This window comes from Rhizobium sp. RAF36, assembly GCF_052114105.1.
Classification (GTDB): domain Bacteria; phylum Pseudomonadota; class Alphaproteobacteria; order Rhizobiales; family Rhizobiaceae; genus Rhizobium.
On sequence record NZ_JBFREC010000003.1, the window covers coordinates 612,769 to 626,825 of the forward strand.

Sequence of the window (14,057 nt, forward strand, 5' to 3'; positions counted from 1 at the left end):
TCGTTCTCCTCTGCGCGTTTTTCTTGGATCATCGTTTAGGATTTAGGGCTGGCCGCCACCGCCGGCCGCGCCATACACCTGCCCCGTTGCGTAACTGGCCGAGGGATCGGCAAGCTGAACGTAAATCGAGGCGAGTTCGGCCGGCTGGCCTGGACGACCCATCGGCGTCTTGCCACCGAACTGTTCCAGTTTTTCCATCGTCGCGCCGCCGGCCACTTGCAGCGGTGTCCAGATCGGTCCCGGCGCCACGCCGTTGACCCGGATGCCCTTCGGCCCGAGCTGCTTGGCCATCGACTTTGTGAAGTTCATGCCGGCAGCCTTGGTCATCGCGTAGTCGACCAAGTCCTCGGAGGGGTCGTATGCCTGCTCAGACGTCGTGATAATGATGGCCGAACCAGGCTGCAAATGTTTGAGCGCGGCCTTCGTCAGCCAGAACATCGCATAGATGTTGGTCTTGATCGTCGCGTCGAAGGCATCGGAAGTGATCTCCGACAACATTCCCGCCTGCTGCTGGCGTCCCGCGTTGCTGACGAAGATATCAAGACCGCCCAGCCCCTTCACCGCATCCTCGATAAGCTTCTCGCAGAAAGCCTGATCGCGAAGGTCGCCCGGCAATGCCACGCCCTTTCGTCCTTCTTTTTCAATGAGCGCGATAACTTCCTTGGCGTCGAACTCTTCGTCAGGAAGATAGTTGATGGCAACATCCGCGCCTTCGCGGGCATAAGCAATCGCAGCCGCCCGGCCCATTCCGGAATCGCCGCCGGTGATCAACGCCTTGCGCCCGGCGAGCCTACCCGAGCCTTTATAACTTGTCTCGCCGTGATCCGGTTTTGGGTCCATCTTGCCGGCAAGGCCCGGAAAAGGCTGCGACTGGCGCTGGAAAGGCGGCTTAGGATATTTCGTGGTCGGGTCTTCCATGGATGTTGATTCCTTCGATCGGGCTTGCGATTGCGCCGGGAGCGCGGCGGCGGCAAAAGTAGCGGTCGTCGCCGCAGAACTGACCGGCGCGTCAAATGGAGAATGCTCTTCATTGTTTTCCCATGCAGACCACAGACAATGGATTGCCGCCCGCGGTCTGGGAACGTTCAGTGCGCGGCCACGAGCTTCATTACGTGCATCTTGTGCATCTCGAGCTTAGGCAGCGTCTCTGCCGCAAATTGCTTGACGGCAGCATCGTCCCCGCCCTTCGCGTAGGTCGCGAAGAGTGTCACCGCATCCATGTGCGCGGACGCCTGCATCTCTATGTAAAGCGCCTGGAAATCCTCGCCCGAGGCACCCTTTAGGGTGTCAAGCATGGCCTGGTGTTTCGGCGCGAGCACCGGCGGCTCGTCACCGAGCTTGGCGGCTTTCTTCAGACCTTCGGCCGCTTTTGTATGATCTGCGATCATCTGCTTGGCGAAGTCTTTGACGTCGCCATCCCTCGCCTTTTCCTCGGCGAGCTTGCTGGATTCGATCTCGAAGGCATTGGCACTCGTGACGACCTTCACGAAGGAGCCCTTGTCGACGTTCATCGGAGCAGCGACGGTGTCGGCGCTTTTTGGCATGGCAGCGAAACTCGCGGTGGAGATCAGCAGGGAGAACGCAACGAGCGAGGCAGAAATCATCTTTTTCATGTCGGCTTTCCTTACTTGGCCTTGTCAAATGCGGCGGTCAGATCGGCAACGGCCATGTCCATGGCCTGCTTTGCCTGCGGCACCACCTTGGCCATGCCGAAGAACTCGTGGGTGACGCCATCGAACGTCTTGATGTCGACCGAGACGCCAGCGTCCTTGAGCTTTGCGGCATAGGTTTCGCCGTCGGACCGCAGCGGATCGATCTGCGCCAGGATCACGGTCGCCGGCGCGACGCCGGCAAGGTCCGAGCGTCCGTTGAGATTGATGCGGGGATCCCTGGCGTCGTCCATCGACGTGACGGTGTTCTTGACGAACCACTCCATGTCGGCCTTGCCGAGCGGCTTGGCGTTGGCGTTTTCCTTGTAGGAGGGCGTGTCCATGTCGTTGCCCGCCACCGGATAGACCAGAAGTTGGTGGACCGGGTTCTTGGTCTTCATCTCCTTCGCCATCAGCGCAACGTTGGCGGCAAGATTGCCGCCAACGCTTTCGCCAGCGACTGCGATCTTGTCGGCGTTACCATTCAGTTCATGAATGTTCTCGACAACCCATTTGTAGGCGGTCCAAGCGTCTTTATGGGCTGCCGGAAACTTGTATTCCGGTGCATGGCGATATTCGACCGATACGACGATCGCGTGGGCGCCGAGCGAAAGCGCACGTGGCGCGCCGTCATAGACATTGACGTCGGCGACGACCCAGCCGCCCCCGTGATAGTAAACCACAACCGGAAACGGCCCTTCCCCGCCTGGAATATAGACGCGCGCGGCCAAGCCGCCTTGCTCCGACGGTATCGCGATATCCTTGGTGGTCACCTGCGCTTCGGGATTGGATGGTACGCGCTTGTCCCACTGGACGGCGCGGGCGGCGTCGGCCGGGCTCGCCTGCATACGAGCTTCCGGCACGGTTAAGGTCGAAAACGGCTTTGAGCCGAGGGCAGCCAGCTTATCTAGCACGGCCTGCATCTCCGGCGCAGGCTTCGGAGCATCCTGCGCAAATACGGGGGCGGCGGTTGCCAGCAGCGTGCCAAAAAGCAGCGCCGTCTTTCGGGCGGTACGAGGGGTCATTGATTGGTTTCCGATTAAAAGACGTCACCCAACCTCGGCGAAAGCCCATTGTTCCCTTCAGCCTGAATAAAGGATCGGGTGGTCCAAGATGAACCGGGTCCGTCCACCTTCATACGCCCGCGATCTATCCCCAAGACCGGGAGACCATGCCACCTCGCCGCGGAGTTCAGGAGAAGTCCGCGAGACGCTCGCCGTCCGTCTCCGTCGACCGTCAAAAGCTCTGCTTCTCCAGATTTCTTTCCACCTGCCGAAGGGGACGTATCCGGAAACAGCGCGCCATCGAGCGGACGACGTTTTTCAAAGGATGTCAGGCATTGGTGGAACATCTCGCCGTTCCCGAACTTTAGCACTCTCGCGCCCGCAAGGAGTTCCCATGCCTTTCAACCCGCCAATCCTTTATACGCCAGAGGTCCAAACCTTTGACGGCGACGAGCAGCAAACCGTCTCGGAGCTCAACGAGACGTTCGATATCATTTTGAACAAGACCGCCGCGGATTACGGACATGCCGTGCGGTCTGTGCATGCGAAGGCTCATGGCATCCTTGAAGGCACGATGACGGTCAAGGGGGGCCTGCCGCCGGAGCTAGCGCAGGGCCTGTTTGCGAACCCTGGTGCCTACAAGACCTACATCCGCATCTCAACGAATGCCGGCGACATCCTCCCAGATGACATCTCGCTGCCGCGCGGACTTGCTCTGAAGGTCGTCGAGGTTACAGGCGCACGACTGCCAGATGCGGAGGGAGCGACCCAGGACTTCGTCATGGTCAACGGGCCGGTCTTCCAGGCAAAGAATGCAAAGAAGTTCCTCAGCAGTCTGAAAATACTCGCCAAGACGACAGACCGCATGGAAGGCACGAAGGAGGTCCTGTCCAACGTATTGCAGGGCGTGAATGCGACTTTGCAGGCCGCGGGCCTCTCGAGCCCGACAGTGCAATCGATGGGTGGGGCGCCCGACGTCGATCCTCTTGGCGAGACCTACTATAGCGTGACACCGTTCCGCTATGGGGACTATATCGCCAAGTTCAGCATTCGCCCGGTCTCGAAGGACCTGACCGAATTGACCGGCAAGGAGATCGACACGAAAGACCAGCCGGATGCTATTCGCGAGACGGTACAAGGAGAGATGCGGCATCTGTCCGGAGAGTGGGAGTTTTGTGTCCAGCTCTGTCGCGATCTTGAAAAGCAACCCGTCGAGGATCCGACGGTTCAGTGGGACGAGGACGAAGCCCCATTCGTGGCGGTAGCGACCATATATGCAGTGCCGCAGGACAGCTGGTCTAAAACCAATGTGCAGAAGGTCGACGAAGAAATGAGGTTCAGTGTCTGGACGGGCCTTGCTGCACACGAGCCGCTTGGAAACATCAACCGGGCCCGCAAGGCGACCTATGAGCATTCGGCGAAGTTCCGCGCGGGCTTCAACAGGTGCCCAATCCACGAACCTGCCTCCTGATCGTGCATCCCGCCGTCGGCCGGCGCCGCTTTTCAGGCGGTGCCTTTTCGCATTGAGACGCACCAAGGATAAGCTTCATGGCCGACAACATTCCAAACCCCAACTCAGAAGGTCCGTCCGGTGGCTGGGGCTCGCTGAAAGGTATAGCCAGTACCTATGGCGAAAGCTCGCCCACGCCCGCCGCGCTTGAGACCCTTGCACGCCAGAACAAGCCGGGCGGTTTCATGTGCGTCTCCTGCGCCTGGCCGAAGCCCGTCAACTATCATCCCTTCGAGTTTTGCGAAAACGGAGCGAAGGCGACACTATGGGAGCTGACGTCGCATCGCTGCACGCCCGATTTCTGGAACGACCACACGGTTGGCGAGCTTCGGCAGTGGAAAGATCACGATCTGGAGATGACGGGTCGCTTGACGCATCCCCTTCGCTACGATGCCGGCACCGACCGCTATGTCGAAGTGACATGGGATGAAGCCTTCGTAGGCATCGCGACCATTCTCAACCGGCTGGAGAAGGAGAGTGTCGTATTCTACTCGTCCGGCCATGCCGGGCTGGAGGCTTCTTATCTCTACGCGCTGCTTGCCCGTTTATATGGCAACAACAATCTGCCGCAGAGTTCCAACATGTGCCATGAGACGACATCCGTCGGCCTGAACAAGGTTATCGGATCTCCTGTAGGTACCGTCGTCTGGGAAGATCTCGAGAAGGCCGATGCGTTTTTCTTCTTCGGGCAGAATCCAGGATCAAACAGTCCGCGCTTCTTGCATCCGCTCCAGGACGCAAAACGGCGAGGCGCCCGAATCGTCACGTTCAATCCGGTTCTGGAACAGGGCCTGATCTCCTTCGTCAACCCGCAGAACCCCATCGACATGCTGACAGGAAACGAGACGCAGATCTCCGATCAGTATCATCAGGTCAAGGCGGGCGGCGACATCGCCGCCATCCTCGGCGTTTGCAAGCATGTTATCGAAGCCGATGACCTCGCTGTAGCGGACCACAAGCCGCGTATTGTCGACTTCGAATTCATCGAGGAGCACACGACGGGCTTCGATCAGTTCGTCGAAATGGTGCGGGAAACACCGTGGCCAGACATCGAACGTGAGAGCGGGCTTACCGAGGTCGCGCTGCGCGATGCCGGCGACGTCTATATCGGCGCTAAAAGCGTAATTGGCGTCTACGGGATGGGTCTTACCCAGCATGCGCAGGGCGCCTTGAACGTTGCGATGGTCGTGAACCTTCTGCTGCTTCGCGGAAACATAGGCCGTGAAGGCGCCGGCTGTTGTCCGGTGCGCGGCCATTCGAACGTCCAGGGCCAGCGCACTGTCGGCATCGCCGAAAAAACCAAGCTGATCCCGATGGACAAGCTCAAGGAGCTGTTCAATTTCGATCCCCCGATGAAGGACGGAATGACGATCGTCGACGCAGTGAAGGGCCTCATGGATGGCACCGTCAAGGCCTTCGTCAGTCTTGGGGGAAACCTCGTTCGCGCCGTTCCCGACCAGTTGGAAATGGAACGGGTATGGGCCGCTCAGGAACTGACGGTCATGGTTTCCACGAAGCTCAATCGCAGCCATCTCTTCCCGGCGAAGACAGCCTATATTCTCCCCTGCCTGTCTCGTACCGAAATCGACAGGCAAGTATCGGGAAACCAATCTGTCACCACCGAGGACAGCTTTTCCCATATCAGCGGCAGTACGGGCAAGCGCACACCGGCGTCAAAATGCCTGCGAAGCGAGCTTGCCATTGTCGCCGGCATCGCCAAGGCGACGCTCGAACCCGGTCCAAGGCTGCGCTGGGACGACTGGATAGCGGACTACAGCCTCGTTCGTGACCTTATCGAGAAGACCTATCCAGAAGACTTCAGGGACTATAATGCCCGCATGTTTCAGGCGGGCGGCTTCTATCGTGGAAACGACGCCCATGAACGAGTTTGGAACACACCGGAGCAAAAGGCCGTCTTCACGAAACCGGATCGATTGAACGCGCTGTCATTCGCGCCCGCCGAAGGTCGCTTCCGGCTCGTAACGCTCCGGTCAAACGACCAGTTTAACACGACGATCTACGGTTACTCTGATCGGTTCCGCGGCATTGAGGGCACCCGCGATGTCGTCCTCATGTGCAAGGCAGACATAGCGTCGGCAGGCCTCTTCGAAGGGCAGCGGGTCACGCTGGTGAGCGATTTTTCAGACGGCAAACATCGGGAGTTGGCCGGCCTCGAAGTGCGGGCGCATGCCCTACCGATCGGAACGATCGCCTCATATTACCCCGAGAGCAACGTGCTCAACGCGATCGATCACCATGACGAACTGTCCAAGACCCCGGCATCGAAAGCTATTCCCGTCCGGATCGTGTCGGGGCACCGTAACGCTTTCGGGTCTCGGGAAATCGAGACTGCGATGGAGCGGCCAGTATTTGTGTCTGGTGACCGGGAGCTCAAGAGGGAAGCTTTTCAACGAGAGGGAAGCGTTGATTGAATGCTTATGTCGTCACTCTCCTGATTTTCGGCGCCGTCGTGCTGTTGACCGTCTGGCTACCAATGGCTTTGAGCCGGCTGCCGTTGTCACTGCCGATCTGCTGCCTCGCCATCGGCATGCTGCTGGCCTGGTCGCCCTTTACGCCTCTTCCCGCGATTAACCCTCTCGAAAATATAAAATGGGCCGAGCACCTCACGGAATTCGTGCTGATCGTCGCTCTGATGGGTGCCGGCCTCAAGATTGATCGACCGCTGGGCCTGCTTCGGTGGTCGGCGACGTGGCGGCTTCTCGGTATCGCGATGCCGCTCTCGATCGGAGCGATCGCTCTTGTCGGCTGGAGCGTACTTGGCCTGGGTTTGGCTTCCTCCATTCTTCTCGGTGCCGCCCTCGCCCCGACCGATCCCGTTCTCGCCTCCGACGTACAGGTGGGGCCGCCGCAGACCGGCGAGGAGGATTCCATCCGCTTCTCGCTAACATCTGAGGCCGGTTTTAACGACGGCCTCAGCTTTCCTTTCGTCATGGCCGCAATCGCCATCGCCGGTGAGCAGCCGGGCGGCGGGTTCGGGTGGCTCCCGCATTGGTTTGCCTTTGATGTCGTCTGGAAACTAGCCGCCGGTGTGGCAATGGGATGGGTGGTCGGGAGGCTTCTCGGTTATCTGACCTTCCGGATGCCGGAGGCTGGCCGCATTGCAAGAACGGGGGACGGGCTGGCGGCATTGGGCTTCACCTGTATCGCCTATGGCGCGACCGAAATCGTACATGGTTATGGGTTCGTGGGAGTCTTTGTGGCCGCCCTGACCCTTCGCAGCGTCGAGCGCAAGAGCGAGTATCACGGGCATCTGCACGATTTCGGCGAGCAGATCGAGCGATTGCTGATGATGGTGCTGCTTGTGTGCTTCGGCTCGATACTCGCTGAGGGTTCGCTTCTGTCGCATACCGACTGGCGTATTGTCGTGGTCGCAGTTCTCGTGCTCGCCGTCGTCAGACCGGTCGCTGCATGGGTGAGCTTGATCGGCTGCCGGCTGCCATGGGCGGACAAGTTGATCGTTTCCGTCTTCGGCATCCGAGGCCTTGGTTCGATCTATTATCTCGCCTACGCGTCCGGCAAGGCGAAGTTCGAAAACGTGGAGACGGTCTGGGCGACAGTGTTCGTCATCATCCTTCTGTCAGTCGTCATGCATGGCGCGACGGTAACTCCGGTCATGCGCTGGATTGATCGCCGCCGCGGCCTAGATCCTTCGAAATCGACAACGATCTCCAGTTAGCACCAGGAGCGAAGCTATGCCGCACGTCCGAACGCAAGACCTCGATATCACCTTCTTCGAGACGGGAGCACAGCACGGAAAACCTGTACTCCTTCTTCATGGTTGGCCGGACGACCCCACAACATGGAACGGGGTCGCAGAGCGCTTGAAGGATCGAAATCTAAGGTTTGTCATTCCGTATCTGCGCGGCTTCGGCCCCACGACCTTCCGCAGCGACAGCGCGCTCAGGACCGCGAACGGCGGCGTCCTCGCCATGGATGCGATTGCACTGATGGACGGGCTCGGCATCGAGCGGTTCTCGGTGGGCGGTCACGACTGGGGATCGCATATCGCCGAATGCCTGGCGATCGGCTGGCCCGACCGTGTCGAGAGGATTGCCCAGCTTTCGTCGACGCCGCGCATGGGCGGTCTGCGGACGCCGCCGTTCCGGCAGTCCCAGCTCTACTGGTATCAATGGTTCATGGCGACGAAGCGAGGGGCCGAAGCTATCGCCAAAGATCCTAAGGGGTTCGCCCGCATCCAGTGGGAAAACTGGGCGCCCCAAGGCTGGTTCGACGAGGCGACTTTCGGGGCAGTCGCGAAATCGTTCGAGAACTTAGACTGGGTGGCGATCACGCTTCACAGCTATCGGGTTCGCTGGGAAGAGGCAGAACCCGATCCGCGCAGCCTGTGGCTCGAGCAGAGAGTGAAGGAGACAAAGTCCCTGTCGCTTCCGGCGATCTTCATTCAGGGCAAAGAAGATGGTGTCACCCCAGCTGTGATGTCGGAAGCCGTCCACCAGAAATTCTCAGGACCTTTCCAACGCATTCTCCTTCAGAACGTCGGACACTTTCCGCAGCGCGAGGATCCGGAAACGGTCGCGCGAGAACTCGTGGTCTTTCTGGAAGGTTAGCGCCGCCTGCTGCGTGGTCGCTTGCGGAACTTTGCTTCACGCGCTCATTGTGGCAATTGGAGAAATCATATGTTTGCTAACTGCCCTCATCGCATCCATGTTTGTGGGGGCTCGTCGCAATGACTTTGAGAGAGCTAGACACGAAACGGTCGAACTGAAGGCGAGAGCGTTTCGCAGGTCCGCCAGCAGTCGATGACGAAGAGTTCTATCTCGCTTTACAGCCCTCAGCGCTTCGAGACGTCGAGAGCATCCGCCACGGAGAAGCGTGCTGAACTCATTGAGTAGGCGGTGAAAGCGGGGTGGGACATGATGAGGTCCGGTCTATAGTCGCGGACGCAGCTGATCTTCGCACCCAAGACGTCGGATTTCTAGCACCCACGCTTGGGGTCGTTCCGCCGTCTTCCGTGTAGCGCATCCGGCTCGCCTCCGGACCGCAAGTTGAAAGCTCGTACGCTCAACACATCATCGTTGGACTGAGCGATGACGGCTACAGACTGCGCAACAAGACTCCATCAAATTTGGCGACTGCTCACGGCCGCTCCTTCTTTGTCCGATATTGGACGGGGAACAAACCAGCTGCGCGGAGGTTAGCTTCGCGTCTCTCACCTAGGATCAGAACGCAAACGAGATCGGCTGAGAGCGAGTAAAACAACGGAGAATATCATGGCAACGACCAAGACACTCGACGACCTATTTCTCGACACGCTCAAGGATATCTATTTTGCAGAAAAGCAGGTTTTGAAGGCTCTGCCGAAGATGGCCCGCGCCGCGCAATCGGAAGAAGGCAAGGCTGGATTTCTGCAGCATCGTGACGAGACACAGGGCCAGATCGAGCGGCTCGAACAAGTATTCGAAATTCTCGGCAAGCCGGCCCGCGGCAAGACCTGCGAAGCGATCCAAGGCATTCTTGCCGAGGGTGAGGAGATCATGGAGGAGTTCAAGGGCTCTCCTGCTCTCGACGCCGGACTTATCTCGTCGGCGCAGGCGGTCGAGCATTATGAGATCGCGCGTTACGGCACGCTCATTGCCTGGGCGAAACAGCTGGGCTTGACGGACGCCGTTCCACTCCTCGAAGCCACGCTTTCCGAGGAAGAAGCCACCGACCAGAAGCTGACACAGCTAGCCGAAAAGCAGGCCAACGCCGGCGGTAAAACCAAGGCCGCATAAGATCGCGACCTGTCAAGCAAAAGGCCGCCCGGAGGGCGGCCTTTTCGCAGTTATCCGAATTAAGATCAAGTTCAAGGGGACACTAACATGGCCAAACGCCCAGCGAAACCCACATCCCTTCCTTCGTCTGACGAAGTCGCCAAGATCCACGACCAGCAGCTTCATCGAGGCACTGGAGGCGAACTTCACCAGTTTGCCGAGGATGGCCAGGACATCCTAACCACGTCGCAGGGCGCGCCCGTCGCCGACGATCAGAATTCACTACGCGTCGGTCCACGCGGGCCGCTTCTCGTTGACGACTTCCATTTCCGCGAGAAGATTTTCCACTTCGACCACGAACGGATCCCCGAGCGTGTTGTACACGCTCGGGGCTACGGCGCCCACGGCTTCTTCGAGACGTACGAATCCTTGGCGGACGTCACACGCGCGGACGTATTCCAGCGTGCTGGCGAAAAGACGCCCGTCTTCGTGCGATTTTCAACAGTCGCCGGCAACAAAGGATCCTCTGATCTTGCGCGCGACGTTCGGGGCTTTGCGGTGAAGATGTATACGAAGGAGGGCAATTGGGACCTAGTCGGCAATAACATCCCGGTCTTCTTCATCCAGGATGCGATCAAGTTCCCAGACCTCATCCATGCCGCCAAGCAGGAGCCGGACCGCGCCTTCCCCCAGGCCCAAACCGCGCACGACAACTTTTGGGATTTCATCAGTTTGACGCCCGAAAGTATGAACATGGTCATGTGGATCATGTCGGACCGAACCATCCCACGGTCGCTCCGCTTCATGGAGGGGTTCGGCGTCCATACCTTCAGGTTCGTCAACGCCGAGGACAAGTCGACCTTCGTCAAGTTTCATTGGAAGCCGAAGCTCGGCCTGCAGTCCGTTGCGTGGAACGAGGCCGTCAAGATCAACGGCGCTGACCCGGACTTCCATCGACGCGATCTTTGGAATGCAATCCAGTCTGGCAACTTCCCGGAATGGGAACTCGCGGTTCAGCTCTTCGATCAGGACTTCGCGGACAACTTCGATTTCGATGTGCTTGACCCGACGAAGATCATTCCTGAGGAAATCCTGCCGGTTAGGCCGATCGGGCGGATGGTTCTCGACCGGATGCCGGACAACTTTTTCGCCGAGACCGAGCAGGTCGCGTTCATGACGCAGAACGTGCCACCGGGCATCGACTTCAGCAACGACCCGCTGCTGCAAGGCCGGAACTTCTCCTACCTCGACACTCAGTTGAAGCGTCTGGGCGGTCCAAACTTTACACATCTGCCAATTAATGCGCCGAAATGTCCCATGCACAACTTTCAGCAGGACGGCCACATGGCGATGCGCAATCCCGTCGGCAGGGCGAACTACCAACCGAACTCGCATGGGGAAGGCCCCCGTGAATCGCCGTCCCGCGGATATCGGCACTTTCCTGCTGACGAACAGGGTCAGAAGGCGCGGCTACGTCCTGAGAGCTTTGCGGACCACTATAGCCAGGCCCGGCAATTCTTCATCAGCCAGACCGGGGCGGAACAGCGCCATATTGCGTCGGCGTTGACATTCGAACTGAGCAAGGTCGAATCGTTGGCGATCCGTGAGAGAATGGTGTCGCACCTTTTGAACATCGACGAGACGCTGGCGACGACGGTCGCGCAGAAGCTTGGCTTTCAATCGATGCCGAAACCGGCGGATGCCGCCATGCCGACAAGGCAGGATCTTGAAGCTTCCCCTGCGCTGAGCATCGTCGAACGCGGACCGATGCGGTTCGAAGGGCGCAAACTCGGAATTATGATTGCCGACGGCGTCGATGCGAAGCTGCTGAAAGCGTTGACGAAGGCAGTCGCAGCCCAAAAAGCCGTCATCGAGTTGATCGCTCCAAAGGTGGGCGGCGTCACGGCCGACGACGGGAGCTCCATAGAGGCGAACCATATGATCGACGGGGGGCCGTCGGTACTTTTCGATGCAGTCGTGCTTTTAACGTCGCATCAGGCAATCGACGACCTTGTCAAAGAAGCGGCCGCCCGCGACTTCGTCGCAGACGCCTTCCAGCACTGCAAGTACATCGGCTACGACCAATCTGCCATGCCGCTCCTGGAAAAAGCTGGAATTTCCGGTCAGCTTGACGAGGGAACGATTCAGTTATCAGATAGCAAGGACATAGAAGCGTTTGTTGAGAAACTCGGCAAGCTGCGTGTTTGGGGCCGCGAGCCTTCAGTGAAGCTCGGCAAGGCATCGCCGCCAATCGCCTGATTCAGTTCGGGCGCGGAGTGTTCCGCGCCCGTTAATCTTCTCGGATAAAGGGTTTGATGTCACTTCGAGTTCTTGTGGCTCTGTGCGCCGGCTTTGACGTGCTGCTCATGCGAGCCGCCCTGTTTGCCAGACGAGCTTGCGCTTTTCGTCGTCGATGATGCGCTCTTACCCGAGCTCGATTTGGACCCGCTCTTGGAATGCGAAGTGTCGGTGCCAGTGGATGCCATTATCATTTTCCTCCTTAAGAGATCCTCATGATCTCGAAAGCTTAACTCCCACTTTCCGATCGTGTTCCGAATGGTTTTCAAAAAGCGTGATTTCCTTCGTATCAACCAACCCGGACCTTGAGGTCGGGCGGAGCAGGCGGATCGAATAATGGGCCTTTTATTTTCCAAGTAGCGTTGCGACCTGCGCCAGACCGCTGCCGAACAGGTCGGTGATAGGTCGAATATCGGGCGGACGGCTGCAGCCTCGCCTTGCGCTGTTTTCAAAGGTATCCTGCCCGGATCATTCAGCAATGATAGGACCTGTCATCGTCGCAGCCGCAGGAGACAACAATGGAGACGAGCTTTCCAAAGTTTCGGTGGCGCTTTGGGTGACCACAGGCGGCCAGTTTGAAAGCGCGCGGCTCTCAGAATGTTGCAGACGGTCGTCAAATGTACGGCATCGCACGCAACGAGCCGCACGAGTGACAAATCGGCGGCTTTCGGGTAGCGATTGAGACTGCCCAAGAGGGAAAATCATGGCTACAATAATGCTGCTCGAGGACCAGCCCTTCATCGCGCTCGACATTGAAATGCTGCTCGGCGAGTATGGCCACGATCACGTGACCTTTTCCACATGTGCAGATGCGAAGGAATGGCTGAACGACAACACTCCATCGACCGCGATCGTTGATCCACGGCTGTCGGACGGGCTGTGCGCAGAGGTTGTCAGAATCCTTGTTGAGAGAGGCACACCGTTCATCGTCTATTCTGGCGAGGCCGAGTCCCTACCGGAGATCGAACCGGCCTTCGCCGAGGGGGAACAACTTTCGAAACCGTGCGAACCCGAGCTCCTTGTGGCTGCGGTTGCCCGCGCCTTGAAAGATCGGCCTGGCCAGGTCTAAACGCCGTCCCACCCGTCAACAGATGTCGTCGCGATACCGGCGGCAAGCCTGTTCAAAAGAGCCGCTCGGATGTTGGTGCGGGTGCATGCGAAGGAGAGAGCAATCGTTAGCTATAGGCTTGGCACTTCGCGATTCCTTTAAAAGAAATGCCCTCGGTTCGAGAGGGAGGGAACCGAGGGCTGAGTCTCGACAGGCTATCGTGAGGGGTTTCGATCGTGGCCCCGATTGGGAACGAGGTTTCCGTGTCGCTATAAAAACCTTGATCAAACAAGTTGGTTCCGCACACGTTGCGCGAAACCGTCTATCGTCGTGAGACGGTACCGGACGAACGAAGTGGTGCGAAGTCTGGAGCTCGCCGGAGGGGACGTGCTCAGCATACAACTGCCCGCTCGAATGCATGATCGCCGACCGTCTCCTCAGAACCGCCGACCTGTAATTTTGTTAAAAGGGGCCGAACACCGGCTTAACCGTATCAAGGCCACAAGTTGCTGTTATTTTTGGAACGAATGCGGTTTCTCTTGGTTCTAAGCAAATGCGCTACTACTTCCATATCCACGAAGATGCAGTATATATCGAAGACGTGGAAGGCATCGACTTACCGGGCGGTGGGGAAGCCCGCAATGAAGCCGTCAAGGCTGCAAGGGAGATGGTTGCCGAGCTTGTTTTAAGCGGCGAACCTATCGACGGAAAGACATTTGAGGTCCGCGACGAAGGCGGCACCCTCATCGCGACAGTACCCTTTTTGTCGGTCATAAAGTGAGAACCTGAAACTCAGCTTCGATCGGATGGGCT

General features: G+C 58.5%; 12 protein-coding genes. 8 read left to right on the top strand and 4 right to left on the bottom strand.

The window, feature by feature from the left end; all coding sequences use genetic code 11:
• Positions 1-42 precede the first annotated feature (42 nt).
• From AB4Z25_RS14535 to AB4Z25_RS14545, 3 genes are all read right to left on the bottom strand, one after another.
• Positions 43-918, bottom strand: coding sequence for an SDR family oxidoreductase (locus tag AB4Z25_RS14535; RefSeq protein WP_442208303.1), 876 nt, complete (start codon positions 916-918; stop codon positions 43-45).
• 167 nt (positions 919-1,085) lie between these two features.
• Positions 1,086-1,613 (bottom strand): DUF4142 domain-containing protein, encoded by a 528-nt coding sequence (locus AB4Z25_RS14540; protein ID WP_112386857.1) that lies wholly within the window; start codon positions 1,611-1,613, stop codon positions 1,086-1,088.
• A gap of 11 nt (positions 1,614-1,624) precedes the next feature.
• Positions 1,625-2,674: an alpha/beta hydrolase gene (locus tag AB4Z25_RS14545; RefSeq protein ID WP_442208304.1), complete on the bottom strand. Its 1,050-nt coding sequence runs from the start codon at positions 2,672-2,674 to the stop codon at positions 1,625-1,627.
• A gap of 373 nt (positions 2,675-3,047) precedes the next feature.
• Between AB4Z25_RS14545 and AB4Z25_RS14550 the strand changes: the two genes are divergently transcribed.
• From AB4Z25_RS14550 to catE, 6 genes are all read left to right on the top strand, one after another.
• Positions 3,048-4,124 (top strand): catalase family protein, encoded by a 1,077-nt coding sequence (locus AB4Z25_RS14550; protein ID WP_442208305.1) that lies wholly within the window; start codon positions 3,048-3,050, stop codon positions 4,122-4,124.
• Positions 4,125-4,201: 77 nt separating this feature from the next.
• Positions 4,202-6,595, top strand: coding sequence for an FdhF/YdeP family oxidoreductase (locus AB4Z25_RS14555; RefSeq protein WP_442208306.1), 2,394 nt, complete (start codon positions 4,202-4,204; stop codon positions 6,593-6,595).
• Positions 6,592-7,860: a cation:proton antiporter domain-containing protein gene (locus AB4Z25_RS14560; protein WP_112517612.1), complete on the top strand. Its 1,269-nt coding sequence runs from the start codon at positions 6,592-6,594 to the stop codon at positions 7,858-7,860. Before AB4Z25_RS14555 ends, AB4Z25_RS14560 begins: the two co-directional genes overlap by 4 nt.
• Positions 7,861-7,876: 16 nt before the next feature.
• Complete coding sequence (locus tag AB4Z25_RS14565) at positions 7,877-8,752, top strand: alpha/beta fold hydrolase (RefSeq protein ID WP_442208307.1); 876 nt, start codon at positions 7,877-7,879, stop codon at positions 8,750-8,752.
• A gap of 663 nt (positions 8,753-9,415) precedes the next feature.
• Entirely contained in the window at positions 9,416-9,919 is a 504-nt protein-coding gene (locus tag AB4Z25_RS14570; protein WP_442208308.1) for a YciE/YciF ferroxidase family protein, read from the top strand.
• Positions 9,920-10,006: 87 nt separating this feature from the next.
• On the top strand, positions 10,007-12,157 hold the full coding sequence (gene catE / locus AB4Z25_RS14575) for a catalase C (RefSeq protein WP_442208309.1): 2,151 nt from the start codon (positions 10,007-10,009) through the stop codon (positions 12,155-12,157).
• Positions 12,158-12,216: 59 nt separating this feature from the next.
• On the opposite strand, the gene AB4Z25_RS14580 is transcribed toward catE, so the two are convergent.
• Positions 12,217-12,384 (bottom strand): hypothetical protein, encoded by a 168-nt coding sequence (locus AB4Z25_RS14580; protein ID WP_310300447.1) that lies wholly within the window; start codon positions 12,382-12,384, stop codon positions 12,217-12,219.
• 527 nt (positions 12,385-12,911) lie between these two features.
• Here AB4Z25_RS14580 and AB4Z25_RS14585 point away from each other — a divergent pair.
• Positions 12,912-13,265: a response regulator gene (locus tag AB4Z25_RS14585; RefSeq protein WP_442208310.1), complete on the top strand. Its 354-nt coding sequence runs from the start codon at positions 12,912-12,914 to the stop codon at positions 13,263-13,265.
• Between the two features lie 532 nt (positions 13,266-13,797).
• Positions 13,798-14,025 (top strand): DUF6894 family protein, encoded by a 228-nt coding sequence (locus AB4Z25_RS14590; RefSeq protein ID WP_442208311.1) that lies wholly within the window; start codon positions 13,798-13,800, stop codon positions 14,023-14,025.
• Positions 14,026-14,057: the final 32 nt, after the last annotated feature.

Excerpts from the sequence above, each read along its gene's own strand:
- AB4Z25_RS14535 (WP_442208303.1), bottom strand. The coding sequence starts at position 918 with ATGGAAGACCCGACCACGAAATATCCTAAGCCGCCTTTCCAGCGCCAG.
- AB4Z25_RS14540 (WP_112386857.1), bottom strand. The coding sequence starts at position 1,613 with ATGAAAAAGATGATTTCTGCCTCGCTCGTTGCGTTCTCCCTGCTGATC.
- AB4Z25_RS14545 (WP_442208304.1), bottom strand. The coding sequence starts at position 2,674 with ATGACCCCTCGTACCGCCCGAAAGACGGCGCTGCTTTTTGGCACGCTG.
- AB4Z25_RS14550 (WP_442208305.1), top strand. The coding sequence starts at position 3,048 with ATGCCTTTCAACCCGCCAATCCTTTATACGCCAGAGGTCCAAACCTTT.
- AB4Z25_RS14555 (WP_442208306.1), top strand. The coding sequence starts at position 4,202 with ATGGCCGACAACATTCCAAACCCCAACTCAGAAGGTCCGTCCGGTGGC.
- AB4Z25_RS14565 (WP_442208307.1), top strand. The coding sequence starts at position 7,877 with ATGCCGCACGTCCGAACGCAAGACCTCGATATCACCTTCTTCGAGACG.
- AB4Z25_RS14570 (WP_442208308.1), top strand. The coding sequence starts at position 9,416 with ATGGCAACGACCAAGACACTCGACGACCTATTTCTCGACACGCTCAAG.
- catE (WP_442208309.1), top strand. The coding sequence starts at position 10,007 with ATGGCCAAACGCCCAGCGAAACCCACATCCCTTCCTTCGTCTGACGAA.
- AB4Z25_RS14580 (WP_310300447.1), bottom strand. The coding sequence starts at position 12,384 with ATGGCATCCACTGGCACCGACACTTCGCATTCCAAGAGCGGGTCCAAA.
- AB4Z25_RS14585 (WP_442208310.1), top strand. The coding sequence starts at position 12,912 with ATGCTGCTCGAGGACCAGCCCTTCATCGCGCTCGACATTGAAATGCTG.
- AB4Z25_RS14590 (WP_442208311.1), top strand. The coding sequence starts at position 13,798 with ATGCGCTACTACTTCCATATCCACGAAGATGCAGTATATATCGAAGAC.